The sequence below is a fragment of the Variovorax sp. J31P179 genome (assembly GCF_030316985.1).
Taxonomy (GTDB): Bacteria; Pseudomonadota; Gammaproteobacteria; order Burkholderiales; family Burkholderiaceae_C; genus Variovorax; species Variovorax ginsengisoli_B.
Genome location: NZ_JASZYL010000001.1, coordinates 233794 through 249417, shown reverse-complemented (window position 1 = coordinate 249417; position 15624 = coordinate 233794). Strand labels below are relative to the sequence as shown.

General features: G+C 68.8%; 15 protein-coding genes and 1 pseudogene. 6 read left to right on the top strand and 10 right to left on the bottom strand.

The window, feature by feature from the left end; all coding sequences use genetic code 11:
- Window positions 1-19: 19 nt before the first annotated feature.
- The gene (locus QTI17_RS01245; RefSeq protein ID WP_286530555.1) at window positions 20-931 is read left to right on the top strand and encodes a bestrophin family protein; all 912 of its coding nucleotides are present in this window, start codon (window positions 20-22) and stop codon (window positions 929-931) included.
- Window positions 932-935: 4 nt separating this feature from the next.
- Here QTI17_RS01245 and QTI17_RS01240 read toward each other — a convergent pair whose 3' ends face one another.
- On the bottom strand, window positions 936-1268 hold the full coding sequence (locus tag QTI17_RS01240; protein WP_286530554.1) for a protealysin inhibitor emfourin: 333 nt from the start codon (window positions 1266-1268) through the stop codon (window positions 936-938).
- Window positions 1265-2347, bottom strand: coding sequence for a M4 family metallopeptidase (locus tag QTI17_RS01235; RefSeq protein ID WP_286530553.1), 1083 nt, complete (start codon window positions 2345-2347; stop codon window positions 1265-1267). The genes QTI17_RS01240 and QTI17_RS01235 overlap by 4 nt, the downstream gene beginning before the upstream one ends.
- Window positions 2348-2539: 192 nt before the next feature.
- On the opposite strand from QTI17_RS01235, the gene QTI17_RS01230 reads away from it, so the two are divergent.
- Window positions 2540-3319, top strand: coding sequence for a hypothetical protein (locus QTI17_RS01230; protein WP_286530552.1), 780 nt, complete (start codon window positions 2540-2542; stop codon window positions 3317-3319).
- Between the two features lie 15 nt (window positions 3320-3334).
- On the top strand, window positions 3335-3898 hold the full coding sequence (locus QTI17_RS01225; protein WP_286530551.1) for a methyltransferase family protein: 564 nt from the start codon (window positions 3335-3337) through the stop codon (window positions 3896-3898).
- Between the two features lie 12 nt (window positions 3899-3910).
- Here the strand turns inward: QTI17_RS01225 and QTI17_RS01220 are convergent, their stop codons facing one another.
- The gene (locus QTI17_RS01220) at window positions 3911-4402 is read right to left on the bottom strand and encodes a hypothetical protein (RefSeq protein ID WP_286530550.1); all 492 of its coding nucleotides are present in this window, start codon (window positions 4400-4402) and stop codon (window positions 3911-3913) included.
- A 95-nt stretch (window positions 4403-4497) separates the two neighbouring features.
- Window positions 4498-5631, bottom strand: a complete 1134-nt coding sequence (locus tag QTI17_RS01215) for a GNAT family N-acetyltransferase (protein ID WP_286530549.1) — start codon at window positions 5629-5631, stop codon at window positions 4498-4500.
- Between QTI17_RS01215 and QTI17_RS01210 the strand changes: the two are divergent.
- Window positions 5539-5991, top strand: a pseudogene (locus QTI17_RS01210) (DUF2272 domain-containing protein); the annotation flags it as partial. The gene QTI17_RS01215 and the pseudogene QTI17_RS01210 overlap by 93 nt on opposite strands.
- Before the next feature lie 87 nt (window positions 5992-6078).
- Here QTI17_RS01210 and QTI17_RS01205 read toward each other — a convergent pair.
- Entirely contained in the window at window positions 6079-7986 is a 1908-nt protein-coding gene (locus tag QTI17_RS01205) for an acyl-CoA synthetase (protein ID WP_286530548.1), read from the bottom strand.
- Window positions 7983-8888, bottom strand: coding sequence for a phytanoyl-CoA dioxygenase family protein (locus QTI17_RS01200; protein ID WP_286530544.1), 906 nt, complete (start codon window positions 8886-8888; stop codon window positions 7983-7985). The genes QTI17_RS01205 and QTI17_RS01200 overlap by 4 nt, the downstream gene beginning before the upstream one ends.
- 138 nt (window positions 8889-9026) lie before the next feature.
- On the opposite strand from QTI17_RS01200, the gene QTI17_RS01195 reads away from it, so the two are divergent.
- On the top strand, window positions 9027-9836 hold the full coding sequence (locus QTI17_RS01195; protein ID WP_286530543.1) for a YihY family inner membrane protein: 810 nt from the start codon (window positions 9027-9029) through the stop codon (window positions 9834-9836).
- A 24-nt stretch (window positions 9837-9860) separates the two neighbouring features.
- Here the strand turns inward: QTI17_RS01195 and QTI17_RS01190 are convergent, their stop codons facing one another.
- From QTI17_RS01190 to QTI17_RS01180, 3 genes are all read right to left on the bottom strand, one after another.
- Window positions 9861-11603 (bottom strand): response regulator, encoded by a 1743-nt coding sequence (locus tag QTI17_RS01190; protein ID WP_286530542.1) that lies wholly within the window; start codon window positions 11601-11603, stop codon window positions 9861-9863.
- Window positions 11536-13038, bottom strand: a complete 1503-nt coding sequence (locus QTI17_RS01185; RefSeq protein WP_286531307.1) for an ATPase domain-containing protein — start codon at window positions 13036-13038, stop codon at window positions 11536-11538. The genes QTI17_RS01190 and QTI17_RS01185 overlap by 68 nt, the downstream gene beginning before the upstream one ends.
- 124 nt (window positions 13039-13162) lie before the next feature.
- Entirely contained in the window at window positions 13163-13918 is a 756-nt protein-coding gene (locus QTI17_RS01180; protein ID WP_286530541.1) for a hypothetical protein, read from the bottom strand.
- 187 nt (window positions 13919-14105) lie between these two features.
- Here QTI17_RS01180 and QTI17_RS01175 point away from each other — a divergent pair, with 187 nt between their 5' ends.
- A complete protein-coding gene (locus tag QTI17_RS01175; RefSeq protein WP_286530540.1) occupies window positions 14106-14894 on the top strand; it encodes an SDR family NAD(P)-dependent oxidoreductase in 789 nt (262 codons plus the stop codon).
- 45 nt (window positions 14895-14939) lie between these two features.
- Here QTI17_RS01175 and QTI17_RS01170 read toward each other — a convergent pair whose 3' ends face one another.
- A complete protein-coding gene (locus tag QTI17_RS01170; RefSeq protein ID WP_503011006.1) occupies window positions 14940-15617 on the bottom strand; it encodes an HD domain-containing protein in 678 nt (225 codons plus the stop codon).
- Window positions 15618-15624: the final 7 nt, after the last annotated feature.

Here is a 15624-nt window from a genome sequence, read left to right as displayed (position 1 = left end):
CCGACATGGCGCGCGCCCGATGATCGTCAGGCCTCGACCCCATTGGCTGCGCCTGTTGTTCGTCTGGCGCGGATCGGTGCTGCCCGACATCCTGCCGCAGCTGCTGGCGACCACGGCCTTCGCGATCCTCGTGACCGTGCTTCACGGGCGGCTGTTCCAGTGGAAGATCCCGCTGAACTTCGTGCCCTTCTCGCTGATCGGCCTGACCCTGGCGATCTTCCTGGGCTTTCGCAACGGCACCAGCTACGCGCGCTACTGGGAGGCGCGAACGCTCTGGGGCATGATGCTCAACGACACGCGGGCGCTGGTGCGGCAGGCGCTCACCCTGGCGGACGCGCCGTCGGAGGCGTCCTTGCTGGCGGCGCGGCTGATCGCCTTCGTGCATGCACTGCGCCACCAGCTGCGCCGGACCGATCCGGCGGCGGACTTCGAGCGCCTGCTTGGCGCCGAGGACCGCGACCGCCTGCGCCCGGCACGCTACAAGCCCGCGATGCTCCTGCTCATGGCCGGCGAGTGGCTGCGCGACCGGCGCCAGGCCGGGCGGATCGCGCCCGCGCTGGTCCAGGCCATGGAAGGCCCGCTCGGGCGGCTCACCGACGCACTGGGCGGCTGCGAGCGCATCGCGGGCACGCCGATCCCGTTCACCTACACCGTGATCATCCACCGCACCATCTACCTCTACTGCGTGCTGCTCCCGTTCGGACTGGTCGATGCGATCGGCCCCATGACGCCGGTGATCGTGGCCTTCATCGCCTACACCTTCTTCGCGCTCGAGGCCCTGGGCGCCCAGATCGAGGAGCCCTTCGGCACCGACCCCAACGACCTGGCCCTCGACGCCATGTCGCACATGATCGAGTCCTCGCTGCGCGAGATGATGGGCGAGCCGCTCGCGCCGCAGGTCGCCGAGCCGGGCGCGTTCATCCAGACCTGAGCCCTCAGGGCAGCGCAGGCTTGGCGAGCGATTCGAGCACTGAGGGCATCGCATCCTCCGGCAGGTCGATCACCTGTTCGCCTCCGGCCGCGTCCTCGACGCGAAGGCGATAGCTGAAGCGGTCGGCACCAGGCGCCGGGCCGGGCGGCGCACCGCGCGACCTGGCCGACCGGTCGGACGCCGCCGCTTCGATCACCCGTCCCAATGCCTGCTGCTGGGCTGCGCTGAGCGCCGCGAAGTCGTGCTCGGCGCTCACGGCCAGCCCGGCCAGGCCGCCGCGGCGCTCGATGCGCACGCGGCGCACCGCGGGCCGTGCGGGATCGGCCGGCTCGGTCATGGGCTCGCGGGCGTGACGCCCACCTCGGTCCAGGCGCTGGTGCACTGGGCCTGCAGTGCGGCGCCGCCGATCTTCAGCGCCGAGGCGATGGTCAGCGCCGCGAACTCGCTGAAGGTGGCGTCGCTGCGCAGCGCCCGGTTGATGCAGGTGTCGTACCAGGCCTTGATGGCATTGCCCCAGGCCTGCCCGCCGGCCGCCCGCGCGAAGGTGGCGAAGGCCTTGTTCGGCACGCCGCTGTTCTCGTGCACGTCGGCCGTCGGGTCGATCTCGCTGTAGAGCTCGGGCTGCGGCGACAGGCAATGCTTGGCCGAGGGCTGCGCCATGTCGCGCAGGCAGGTGAAGCCCTTGGCCAGTGCCGGCGGCGCCATGATGCCGGCTCCGACCAGCCAGCCGCGCGGCTCGGTCACGGCCCAGTTGTTCAGCCACTGGTTGAACACGGTGCCGAAGACGTCGCTGATGCTCTCGTTGAGCGCACCCGACTCGCCTTCATAGCGCAGGGCGCTGAGGTTCTGCGTCACGCCATGGGTCAGCTCGTGGCCGATGACGTCGGGCGACAGGTACATCTCGCCGAACAGCTTGCCGTCGCCGTCGCCGTACACCATCTGCGAACCATTCCAGAACGCGTTGTCGTAGTTCCTGGCGTAGTGCAGGCTGGACACCAGGTCGAAGCCCTTGTTGTCGACCGAATTGCGGCCGAGCACGGTCTTGTAGAACTCCTCCACCTTGGCGGTGGTGTCGAACACGGTCTTGAAGGCGCCGGCAGGCGATGCCACCGCCTTGCCCGGCAGTCCCTTGCGATGCATGCAGTCGAACAGATGCTGAGCCGGCACGTGAACCGCCGCGCCGGCCAGGAAGCGGTCCGCGTCGCGCAAGGTCGCGATGCGATGGGCTTCACGCAGTCCGCGCAGGCGTTCGGTTTCCACATAGGTGTCCTGCAGGGCCTTGCGCGTGGCGGGGTCGATCGCGCCGTCGCGCGCGTATTTCTTCAGCACGCCGGGCGGGACGATGAAGCAGCACATCGATCGATAGGGCCGGACCGGCGCATCGGATGGTCGGCCGCAGGCATTGGCAGATGACATGGCGTTCTCCTTGAAGATCCCCGGACCTTCGGCGATCGAACTGGCGCCGGGCCGGAACGCAATTAGGAACCAGGCGCTCGCGGAATGCGACCTCCACGTGAAGGAGCCATGCGCGCGTGCAGTCAGTGCGAAGTCAGCTCGGTTATCCTTGCGTCGACCCGTTCGCTGCCGCAGGCAGTGTCATGGAGGCCCATGCGAATCCCGAGCGCTGTTCCCGCCAGAGCACTCTTCGCCGCCGCACGTTGCGCGCTGTGTTCGGCCGGCCTGCGCGCGCAGGAGTTTTCAATGCTCGCCGGGCCGCTGGTCAGCAAGGACGAAGACACCTACTCCTGGGAAGCCACGTACCGGGAGGGCCTCGGGCGCCATGCGGCCTGGAGCTTCTCCTGGCTCAACGAAGGCCACATTCCGAACCACCATCGCGACGGTCAGGTGGTCCAGCTCTGGGGTCGCCTGCCGCTGCGCGAGAACCGGCTCGAGCTGTCGGCCGGTGCGGGTCCGTACCGCTTTTTCGATACGGTTGCGGCCGAGGCCGGCGGCAACTATTCGGACACCCATGGCTGGGGCCTGGTGCTGAGCTTTCGCGCCGCCTACTACTTCGACAACCGCTGGATCGCGCAGTTGCAGCTGAATCACGTGCAGACCTACCACGGTCCGGACACGACCGCGATCGTCGTCGGCCTCGGCTATCAGCTCGAAGCGCCGGACGGCCCGGGTCCGCGCGAGCGCGCCGAGATGCGCAGCACGAACGTCACCGGCAACGAACTCACGCTGTTGCTCGGCAGGTCGATCCTGAACAGCTTCGATTCGGAAACGGCGAGCGCCCAAGGCCTCGAATATCGGCACGGGCTCGACCGCTACGTGGACATCAGCGCGAGCTACCTGCATGAAGGCGGGCGGACCCAGTCCCGTCGCGATGGCCTTGCGGCGCGCGACGCCGACCTGCTGATGGCCGGCGTCGGCATGCGCTTCTAGACGCCGGCCCACCGTATGCTCCTCCCTCTCGCAGCCTATGGTCCGACCTTCGTGGTCGTGAGTTCGGCGCTGCTCTACATCTCGCGCGGCGCGATGACGCGTCCGCGCTCGCACGGCTTCTATCGTTTCTTCGCCTGGGAGTGCATCCTCGGGCTCATCTGGATCAACCTGCCGGTCTGGGGCGCAGACCCGCGCGCGCTGCCTCAGCGGGTGGCGATGGTGCTGTTCATGGCCTCGGTCTGGTTGCCGGTGCATGCATTCCGCCTGTTGCGGCGCGACGGCCATCCGGGCGAGGCGCGCCAGGACGAAGCGCTGATCGGATTCGAGAAGACGACCGCGCTCGTGACGGCCGGCGCCTTCCGCTACATCCGCCATCCGATGTACACCGCGCTGATCTGCCTGGCCTGGGGCATCTTTCTGCAGCAGTTCACCTGGCTGGGGCTGGCGCTGGTGTTGGCGGCGACGGTGCTGCTGTTCGTCACCGCGGTGCGCGAAGAGCAGGAATGCCTTGCGCATTTCGGCCAGGCGTACCGGGACTACATGCGGCGCACGCGTCGCTTCGTGCCCTTCCTGCTGTAGTGTGAACAGGCCCTATGCGCCCTCGGTCTGCTCGTCGGGCCCGCCGTCCTGCAGGCAGGCATCGCGCAGCAGCCCCGGGCACTGTTCGCGGAAGTCCGCGAAACCGAAGGCGCTCGCCGCCATCGTGGCTGCGAGCAGCAGCAGCCAGGCGGTCGACGCGAAGCCATTGCGCGCCCTGGGACGCTGTCGCTCGAGGTAGGCCTGCCAACGTTCCTCTCCAGGGGACGCGTGGCCTTCGAGCTTCGCCAGGTAGTCGGCCACAAGGGCCAGTCGGGCGCGGACGGCCCTGGCTTTCAGGATGCCGTAGGCCGGGACGATGATCGGCAGGAACCACACGAGGCCTTGGTAGCCGACATAGTCGCCCGCGCCCCGGACCAGCCAGGCGAACAGGGCCACCACGCCCAGCACGCAGGCCAGCTCGAGGCGTATGAGCGCCGCCATGCCGCTGCGCATCTCCTGCTGCAGGGCGACGTACTCTTCTCTTGGCAGCCATGGGTCGGCCATGCACGCTTCTCCGTCATCGCCGGCAGGGGCGCCGGCGGGGTGAGGAGCTTACCAGCGCCGGTCCCGCCGTCAGGGCTTGCGCGACGCCCGGCGATTCAGTCCAGCAGCAGCCCCAGCACGTACTCGTCGACGTAGTGCGATTGGTCGCCTCGCTTGTAGAAGTCGCGCAGCGTGCCTTCGTGCACGAAGCCGAGTTTTTCGTAGAAGCGCAACGCCTGCGTGTTGTCGCTCTCGGCGTAGAGCTCGACCCGCCGGATGCCTTCGGCGCGCAGCCGCGCGATCGCGTCCAGCATCATGGCGCGGCCGATGCCCGCGCCGTGCCGGCGCGGGTCGACCGCCAGCGTGCCGAGCAGGGCCACGTGGCGCAACCGGCCCGGGTAGCGCGTGGTCTCGTAGAAGCCGGTGATCTCGCCGTCGACCTCCCAGACGAAGAAGCTGCCGCTCGCCAGCAACCGGGCATAGACGTCTTCGAAGTCTTCGAAAGGCATCGGGTCGTAGGTCAGGAACGGAACCACCTTCTCGTGGCTGTAGATCGAGAAGACGTGGCGGATGTCGTCGGGTCGGGCGAGGCGTCGCATGGTGGTGTGGAGGCGTCGGAGGGGCGGCCGAGTGTAGTCCCGCACCGGGGCTATGCTCGGGTCCGAATGTCCTTCCATCTCGTGCCGCGGCGGCTTCTTCCGGTCGCCGTTTCCCTCTTGGCCATGGCCGCGCCGTTCGCTGCCGGGGCCGCTTCGCTGTGCCTCGACACCGCCACACGATCGCCCCCGCCGCCCCGTGCGCTGGCCATGGCGGCCGCGGCCGAGCGCGAACACCGGGCCTTCGGCGGCCAGGCCATGGATGCCGAAGGCCGGCTCACCGAATCGGGCCTGTCGGAGGCCGAGGACGTGCGCACCGGTGCGTGGGCCCGCGCACCCTGGGAGCGGGTGCTCGGCTATTGGGGCGCCGTCGATCCGCAGCAAGGCCGCCTGCCCTACCTCGTGCGCTTCGGCGCGCTGCGCCCGGCCGACCGGCAACTCCTGCTGCAGGCGTTGAACCAGGCCACCGCCGCCCGGCTGCAAGGCCTGGGCGTCGGCCCGGACCAGGGCCTGGAATCGCACGAGCTGCGTGCCGCGCAGGCCGCGATCGACCGGGTCGCCGTGATCGACACCCCCTGGTCCGCGGCTTTCGTGAGCTGGCTCGCGCGCCAGGCCGGGCTCGGCGCGGACGAGTTCCAGTTCTCCGAGGCCCATGCCGACTATGCGGGCGCGGCCTGGCAGGCCGGCAGCGCCGAGGCGGCCGGCCGTCCGACCGCCTACGCGATGCGCGCCTGCGACATCACGCGCACCCCGCCGCGCGTCGGCGACCTGGTCTGCCAGGCGCGCGGCACCGGTGCCGGGCTCGACAGCTTCGAGAAGATCGGCGAGGCGCTGGCGGCCCGCCGCACCGGCGGCGGCGCCTTGCCGATGCACTGCGATGTCGTGGTGGCGGTCGATGCCCTGGGCTTCGATGCCATCGGCGGCAACGTGCTGCAGTCCGTCACCTTGCGCCGGCTGGCCTTTGCGCCGGGGACCCGCTGGCTCGACCCCAGCTACCTGAGCGACGGCTGCGGTGCGGCCAAGCCCGACTGCGTCGATCGCCACATGAGCCGGCAGCCCTGGTCGCTGCTGTTGCAGTGGCGGTGCGCCGCGCGGTGCGGCTCAGCGCCAGACCGTCTCGTGCTTCAGGACCAGCGGGTCCAGGCGCTCGTCGATCTGTCGCGCGACCGATTCGCGATCGCCCGTGGCCACGCCGGTGACCGCGACCGTGACCAGGCTGCCGTGCAGCGCGTGGGCGCCGACTTCGACCGCCAGTTCGCGACCGGCTTGCTGCAGGTCCGACAGCAGGCGCAACGCCACGCGCCGCGCCGCCTGCCATCGCAGCGCGGGCTTGAAGACCTTGCCCACCGCGGTCAGCGGCAGGGCCTCGATGAACAGCACCTCGACCGGCAGCGCCGCGCGTTCCGGCGTGCGGGCGGCAACGAAGGCGAGCAGGTCGGCCGCCTCGACCGCCGCGCCCGGCTTCAGCTGCACGAACGCGATCGGCAGCTCGCCCGCATAGACGTCCGGCTGGCCGACGACGCTGGCCTGCGCCACGGCGGGATGCTGGAAGAAGACCTCTTCGATCGCCATCGGGTCGATGTTGTGGCCGCCGCGGATGATCAGGTCCTTGGCGCGGCCGGTGATCCAGAGGTAGCCTTCGGCGTCGAGGCGGCCGAGGTCGCCGGAGTTCACCCAGCCGGGCGCGACGAAGGCCTCGCGGTTGTGGCTGTCGCTCAGGTAGCCGCTGAACACACCGGGCCCGCTCATCGCCACGACCCCGCTCTCGCCCACCGCGCAGTCGCGCGTGGCACGCCCCTCGGCATCGACCTCAACGATCCGCACCCGGCTGTACGGCACCGGATGGCCGACCGAGCCCAGGCGGATCGGCCGGTCGAGGTAGGCCAGGGTGTGGACGCTCGAGGTCTCGGTCATGCCGTAGACCTCGACCACCGGCACCTCGAAGCGCTGCGCGTAGGCCCTGCCGATCGGCACCGGGATCGCCGAGCCGCCACCCGAGCAGATGCGGATGCTCGAGACGTCGGCGCCGTCGACCGGCACGTTGAGCGCCGCGCCGAGCACGGTCGGAACACCGCCGAACACCTCGGGCCGAAAGCGTTCGACCAGCCGCCAGACATTGCGCACGGCGACCGGATTGCGCCAGCCCGACGGCGACAGCACGACGATCGTGCCGCCCGCGCTCAGCTGCGCCAGGCCCTGCGTCAGCGCACCGCCCACATGGAAGAGCGGCAAGCCGAACAGCAGCGGCGCGCCGGCGCGCACCTGCAGCATCAAGCCCACGGCCCAGGCCTGGTACACCTGGTTGCCGTGCGTATGGCGCACCAGCTTCGGCATGCCGGTGGTGCCGCCCGTATGGAAGTAGGCGGCGGTGTCGCTGGCCGCGATCCGGCGGCCGCCGAGCAGCCGATTGGCGGGCTGCCGGTCCACCAGTGCGTCGAAGCCGTGCACGGCGCGTGCCGGGTCGCTCTCGCCGCCAACCACGACGATCGCCTTCAGGCCCGGCAGCTGGTCGCGGATGCGTTCGACCTTGGCCCATATGTCGGTTCCCGGCACCGGGCCGAGCGCCACCAGCACCTTGGTGTTCGCGGCGCGCAGGATCTCGGCGATCTGGCCCGCCTCGAGCAGCGGATTGACCGGATTGGCGATGCCGGCCGTCTCGGCGCCGAACAGGCAGAAGAAGCTCTGGGGAACCAGCGGCAGCAGCAGGCTGACGACGTCGCCGGGGCCGACGCCGAGTTCGGTGAACAGGTTCGCGGCCTGCGTCACGCGGCCGACGAATTGCCGATGGCTGATGCGCAGCGGCGTTTCGTCGGGCTCCGCCTGCGGCAGGAACACGATGGCATCGGCGTCCGGGTCGCAGGCGGCGCCGCGCTGCAGGGCCTCGTAGGTGCTCTGCGCCGAGATGCGCTCGGCATAGGGCGTGGCTTCGAAGGCACGCAGCTGGGCGTCGGTCGCGAAGGCCGGCCATGCGTCGCCGATCAGCCGGTCCAGGGGGTGCGCGGGTGTCATGGGGTCTCCTGTTCGCGCCGGCCGTCGCGAGGCGCTGCGGCTACGGCATTGACATGGTCGGGTTGCAGCACCTTGGCCGGATGCGACGCCGTGACGTGGCCCATGAAGGGCGGCATGATCTCGTAGCCGAGCAGCGTCTGCAGGCGCGGCGACATGCCGCGCACCAGCGCCGGCGGGATGCCGAGGTAGAAGTTCTCCTGGGTGCGCGCCCAGGGTTCGCAGTACTGGTTCGAGAACGCCAGCCGCGGCGCCGCACTGCGATTGGCGCCGCCGCGGTGCATCAGGGTGCCATGGAAGAAGATGCAGGCTCCGGCCGGCACCACCATTGGCACCAGCATGCGTTCCAGCGAGGGCGGCATTGGCGCATCGGCATCGCGGCCGTCGTACCCCCCGATGATCCGGGCGTCGCTCCAGCGGTGGCTGCCGGGAATGACCTCGGTGCCGCCGTTCTCGGCCGTGAACGCATCGACCGCGACGATCGTGCTGAAGCTGATCGAAGGCCGCGGGCGCGGCACCGGGTAGAACGAGTCGTCGTAGTGGATCGGCTGCGGCGTCTCGCCCGGATGGATGCAGATCGCCTGGCTCGCCGTCAGCAGGTAGCCCGGCGCCAGCAGCCGGTCGAGCAGGGCCAGCACCCGCGCGTCTTCGGCGATGTCCTCGAAGCAGCGGCCCCGGCCGACCAGCGTGTAGACCCGCTCGGTGCGCACGCCCTCGAAGTTGTTGCGTCCGGTGTGGCTGCCCAGGTGCGGCGCGAGGCCCGCGCGGACCCGCTGGAGATCGTCCGGCCGCAGAAAGTCGGGGATGACGGTGTAGCCCTGGGCGTCGAGCTCGGCGAGATGGCGCTGCACGCCGATGGCGCTGTTGTCCAGGTGGTCTGGCGCCGTGTCCGTCAATGTGGTCATGAAGATCCTCGGTCGCGCGCAGCGTAGCCCGGAACGCCGGCCCGGACAACCAAGAGGAACCCCGAGGCCGGTGGCGGCAGCCTTCACAATCGGCGGGCCGAATCTCATTTGCCGCGACCCATGTTCACCCTGACCCGAATGACGATCCAGCGCGCCCGGAAAGAGCGCTTGCCCCAGGTCGCCGGGAGCCTGACCTTCACGACCCTGCTGTCCATCGTGCCCTTGCTGGCGGCGAGCTTCGCGCTCTTCACGCACTTCCCGGTGTTCAGGCGATTCAAGGATGCGATCCAGGAGTTCCTGCTGAGCCCGCTGCTGCCGGCCGATATCGCGCGCACGGTCCTGCAGTACCTGAACCGGTTCGCCGCCAACGCCAGCGGCTTGACCTGGGTCGGCTCGCTGCTGCTGCTTTGCACGGCCGTGGCGATGCTGCTCACCGTGGAGAACGCCCTGAACCAGATGTGGGAGGTGCGGCGCAACCGGCCGTTCTTCAGGCGGGTCGGCCTGTACCTGCTGATGCTGGCGGTCGGGCCGCCGGTCCTGGGCCTGAGCCTGTGGGCGAGCTCCCATGTGCTCGGCGCCTCGCTGGGCTGGATCGGCGCGCTGCCGGCTTCGCTCGCCTTCGTGTTCGATCTCGGCCCGCTGCTGCTCGTGCTGGCGGCGCTGACCAGCATGTTCTACCTCGTCCCGAACACCCAGGTGCGCCTGCGCGATGCCCTCGCCGGTGGCCTGGTTGCCAGCCTGGCCTTCGAGTTCGGCAAGCGCGGCTTCGCCGGCTACCTCGCCAAGGTGCCGACCTACAAGGCGGTCTACGGGACTTTCGCGGCGTTCCCGATGTTTCTGCTCTGGGTGTATTTCTCGTGGCTGGTCACGCTGGTCGCGGCCATGATCGCGGCCAACCTGGGGCGTGCCAGGAAGGAAGGCCGACGATCCTCGAATCGAGCGGCATGACCGGGTGGCGCGCGGCCGAGGTGCCTATGGCTGCGGGCGCTTTCGCCGAAGCTCCATCGACACGGCCTTGCCCATGGTGTCGAGGTCGAAAGGCTTGGCGAGCACCGAATGCGGGCCGATCAGGCGCTCGACGGCGTTCATGTCCGCGTAGCCGGTCGCCATGAGAATCGGAAGATCGTCGTACATCGCGCGTGCATGGGCGATCAGTTCAGCGCCGTTCATGCGCGGCATCAGATAGTCGACCAGCAGCAGGTCCGGTCGCGCCTTCTTCAACTCGGTCAGGCCCGCAGCGCCATCCGCGGCCTGACGGACGTGGAAGCCAAGCACCTGAAGGCACTCGACCATGCTCCGGCGAACGGCGGGGTCGTCTTCGACGACCAGGATCTCGGCCTGCAACGCCATCGCGGCGCTCTGCCCGCGCAGCATGGCCTCGGCCGCTTCCTTCGGCGCCGGGGCCAGCGGGAAGCAAAGCTTGATCGTGGTGCCTGCGCCGACCTTGCTCTGCACTTCCACATTGCCGCCCGACTGCCGTGTGAATCCGTAGACCTGGCTCAGGCCGAGCCCGGTACCGGCGTGCTGCTTGGTCGTGAAGAACGGATCGAACACCTTGCCCAGCAGGTTGTCCGGGATCCCTTCGCCCGTATCGCGCACGGCGACGCTGACCGAGCCCAATGGATACGCAGTGGCGGCGGCCGCCATCTGCGTGTGGATTTCCAGCATGCCGCCCTGGGGCATGGCGTCGCGCGAGTTCACCGAGAGATTGAGGACGGCCATCTCCATCTGGGCGGCGTCGACGACGACGTAGGCGGGGTCGGGACACAGGGTCAGCGACAGCTTGACATGGGCGCCCACGGATATCGAAATCAATTCGGCCATGTTGCGGATGAGGTCGTTCACGTCGTGCAGCTTGGGCACCAGGCTCCGCGTGCGCGCAAAAGACAGCAGTTGACCGGTCAGGCGCGAGCCCCGGTCCACGGCCTCCTTGGCCCGTCGCGCGTAGTGGCGAACGCGGTCGTCCTGGACGGTCAGCCGCTCGATCAACTGCAAGTTCAGGTTGACGGCATGCAACAGGTTGTTGAAGTCGTGCGCGATGCCGCCGGTCAGGCGGCCCAGTGCTTCCATCTTCTGGTTCTGGACCCGCGAACTCTCGACGCGTTCGCGCTCCAGGATCTCGCGCATCAACCGATCGTTCGCGCTCGCGAGGTCGGCGGTCCGCTCGGCGATCCGGGTTTCGAGCTTGTCGTTGAGTTGCTCGACGCTCAGCTTGGATGCCTCCAACTCGGCAAGATGCTTGCGCGTGAGGTACTGGCGCTGCCGTGCCCGCAACGCGGACTCGGCAGCACTCGCCAAGGTGTCGGGGTTGACCGGCCGCTCGAGCAGCACCAGGTTGCTGAGCTCCTGCAGCGCAGAGCGGGCACGATCGGTCCGGTGCAGCGTCTGCCGCGCCGCCAGGACGACGAACGGATAGTCGGACCACGGCGGCTGGCTCGCGAGCATCTCGCGCAGCGCGTCGACGATGCCGTCGGTCAGCGCTTCCTCGGTGAGGATCGTAGCGGCCGAGTCCCGGGACATTTCGCGGACCAGCGCGTCGCCGCCTTCGCAGATGTGTGCAACGACCCGCCGTGCCGCCAGCACCTCGGCGATAACCCGGGCGTCGCGCCCGAACGGCGCCAGGACGAGTATTCGATTCTCCACGCCGTCACGCCTGTTCCGCGCTGCCGAGCAGCGAGGTCTCTCCGCGATAGCGCGGAACGCCGGCCATGACACCTTCGAAATCCGTGAGCGCCTCACCGATCTCGAGCCCGCTCGGGCTGAGCCTGAACTGATGGATCGTGGAGGCGTGCGCGCTGGTGCGACTCTTGATCACCGACACCGCCTTGAGGAGTTGCCCACGGGCCTCGAAGTACCGGAACTGCAGCATCGAATCGCTCAGGTAGCTCAGGTCGACATCGTTTGGAACCTCGCCGGAAAGGCCGTGCTGGGACAGGACCAGAATGGTCGTCACGCCCTGCAGATTGAGGTACGTCAGCAGCTCGTGCATCTGCAGCAGCAGGAAGTTGCTGCCGGGCATCGCGACCAGGTAGGCGTTCAGCGTATCGATCACGACCGTGCCGACACCCCGCCGCTCGACCGCATCGCGCACACGATGCGAAAACTCGCCGGCGGAGATCGCCGCCGGGTCGATCGTGTGCAGATCCAGCTGACCCGACGAGATGTACTCTTCGACGTCCAGTCCCAGGGCCCGCGAGCGCATGATGAGTGTCTTGATTCCTTCGTCGAAAAGGAAGAATGCCGCCTTGCCCCCGCGCTGCATGGCGGCAGCCGCACAGCACACGGCGGTGGTCGTCTTGCCGACGCCGGCGGGGCCCGCGAACAGCAGGTTGCTGCCCGGGACCAGGCCGCCGCCCAGGAGCCGGTCCAGTTCCGCATTGCCGGAGCTCACGGCTTCGCTTGCATGCTCGCGGCCGTGCTCGTTGGCCACCAGGCGCGAGAACACCTGCAGCCCGCCCCAATCCAGATTGAGGTCGTGCTCGCCTTCCCGGAACCTCACGCCGCGCATCTTCACCACGCGCAGGCGACGCTTGTCGGGTCCGTAGGTGCCGGTGTTCTGCTCCAGATGGATCACGCCGTGCGCAATGCTGTGCAGATGCATGTCGCCGGCACCGGCCGATTTGTCATCGAGCATGAGCACGGTGCAACGCTGCGTCAGGAAGAAGCGCTTGAGCGCCAGGATCTGCCGCCGATAGCGCAGCGGGTTCTGGGACAGCAAGCGCAGCTCCGAGAGGCTGTCGAAGACGACACGCTCCGGTCGCACGCGTTCCACCAAGGCCATGACGTTGCGGATCGTTTCGCCCAGCTCGAAATCGGAGGGGTTGAGGATGCTCTGCTCGGCGTCTGCGCTCAGGCCCTCGTCGCCGACGAGATCGAAGATCTCGATGCCGTCGAGTTCCCACCCGTGCGACCTCGCGCCCTGCGCAAGCTCGTCGGAAGTCTCCGACAAAGTGACGTACAACCCCTTTTGGCCGAGTACCCGCCCTTCGAGAAGGAACTGCAGGCCGAGCGTCGTCTTGCCGGCGCCCGGGGTCCCTTCGACAAGATAGAGGTGCCCCGCGGGCAGTCCTCCGGCCAGCACCTCGTCGAGGCCTGGCACCCCGGTGGGCTCGAAGAGCGACGGCTGCGAGGCAGTATGTGGATTCGTCATGGCGAAAGCATCCGGTTTCTTTTTCCTGAATCTAGTGTGATGACGGATGTCGTCTCGAGCGATGCTGCGCGCGCCAGCATGTAGGCGCTTTTCTTGAAAGCGTGTGGGTACGGGCGGCAGGCGCTCAGGGTTGCGAGGGGCCCCGACGCAGGCGGGCCACCATCGCTTCGAACGTCTCATCGGAGAACCGGAGCAGCCGCACGCGGTCGTTGACCACCCTCAGCAACTCGTGCTCGCCGCAGACCAGGGTTGCGCCGGAGCCTGGCGCGCCGTCGGTCATCTCGCCGGGGAAGGACAGGTTCCAGTAGGGCCAGTCCATGGGCAGCACTTCGATGTTGTAGGCCTCGGCCAGGGCCAATGCCGGAATGGCCATCGTTTCGAGGAACTGGTGGTCGGGAGATGCGATGGGGACCGGTCGGTGGACCTTGACGGTGAAGGCGAACCTGACCCGCATGTCGAGGTCCAGGTGTCCTTCCCGGACCAGCACGCCGAGGCTGGCGGGAGCGCTGTGGGTCCAGGCCGCGGCCTGGCTGCCCAGAAACGCGAAGGCCTCGCCAGATTCGCAGATCGCGAACAGGCGCTCGCACGGGCCCGGCGAACGCGCATAGGCCCGCAGCACCTCTGCCAGCACCGGGCGTCGACGGACATCGGCGTAGAGCCGGTGCGGTGCGTAGCCGAATCGCAGGAGTGCTGCGTGGCATAGATCCTCGGGCGCCACCTCGCCGTGGATGCCGGCCAGTCCGGCCAGTGCGTCCATGCACTGCCAGATGACCCGCGCGACCTCCGTGAGCGGTTGCCCGGTGATCGCGGCGATCGCTGCCGGAATGGGGCGCACCGGACCTGCCCGGTCCCGGACGATCGGGCTGAGTGTTCGTGCCATGCAGGAGCCTTGTGTCTGATCCGATAACGCCCCGCGACCCGGTGCGGAGGCAACGGACCGATCGTAGGTTCCCCGGGCCCCCGCGGCCCGTGGCACCTCGGCCGTGCGCGTGTAGGACCACGCAGCATGGAGCGCTCTGGCACAGTTGGCCCCCTCGACACTGAACGTTCTCATCCAAGGAGGTGCCATGGATCTTCAATTGACCGGCAAGCATGTGCTTGTCACCGGCGGCAGCCGCGGCATCGGGCTGGCCTGCGCCCGCGAGTTCCTGCGCGAAGGCGCGCGGGTCAGCCTGGCCGGGCGCACGGCCGCGCACCTGGAGGCCGCAGTGGCGGCATTGCGCGCCGAGGGCTACGCGGCGCACGGCCAGCTCGCCGACCTCGGTGATGCGGGTGCGGCGCTGGCGATGGTGGATGCCGCCGAAGCCGAGGGTGGCCCGATCGACGTGCTCGTCAATTCGGCCGGGGCCGCGCGCCGCACGCCCTTCGACGAGTTGCAGCCGCAAGCGTGGCAGGACGCCATGCAGGCCAAGTTCTTCACCTACGTCAACGTCATGGACCCGGTGATCAAGCGCATGGGGGCGCGCGGCACGGGCGCGATCGTGAACGTCATCGGCATGGGCGGCAAGGTCGCCACCACCACCCACCTGGCGGGCGGTGCCGCCAATGCGGCGCTGATGCTCGCGACCGCCGGCCTGGCCGCGGCCTACGGGCCGCGCGGCGTGCGCGTGAATGCGGTCAACCCGGCACTGACGCTGACCGACCGCATGGCCGAAGGCCTGGCCGCAGAGGCCCGGCTGCACAAGACCAGCGCCGAGGCGGTGCTGCGCGACGCGCAGGCCCGCATGCCCCTCGGGCGGGTCGCCGCGCCCGAGGACATCGCGCGTGCGGTCGTGTTCCTGGCATCGGGTGCGGCCGGCTACATCTCCGGAGCCATTGTCTCGATGGACGGCGCCGCGGTGCCGATGGTGGTCTGAGGCCGTGAAGGGCCCGGCCCCGGGTCCTGGCTCACCCGGCAGTCCTCAGGTCGACGGTCGGCAGGCATCACGGTGAGGGTGGCAGTTCCAGGGTGAAGCATGGATGACGGCGCACATGTCGATGCGCCGAAAGTTCGGATCCCTGAGCGCCAGGACGTCATCGTTGAAGGTGCCGAAGGTGCTGTCGGGACGGTGCTTCATGCCCTGGTAGAAGGCGTCGATGATGCCCTGTTCGAAGTCGGGTTCCCGGGGGAACGCGGCGATGACGGCGGCACGTTGCACGTCGGTGAACTGGTCGTAGCCGCGGCCGGCGACATCCATGCCAGCCCCCGCCTGCACCAACGCGATTTCCGGACGCATGAATTGCGGTATCCCAGGCGTCGTGTGGAGCGCGACGGCATTCCAGACCGTCTCGACATCCCTGTCGGCGATGCCATGGCCGCGAAGAAAGTCCCGCGCGGCATTCGCGCCATCCACTTCGAAGCGCAGCTGACTGTCTCCATGGCGTGCCGTGAGGCCGAGGTCGTGGAACATCGACGCCGCGTAGAGCATTTCGAGGTCGAATTTCAACCCCATCCGTTGGCCGGCCATCACGCCCCAGCAGTAGACCCGGGCCGAGTGGTGGAAGAGCAGGTCGCTCTCTGTGTCGCGAATGAACTGGGTCAGTTCGCGAGCAATTCGGCTGTCGGGGATGCGCACCCCCGATATCTCGCTGGGCATCATGGTGTTC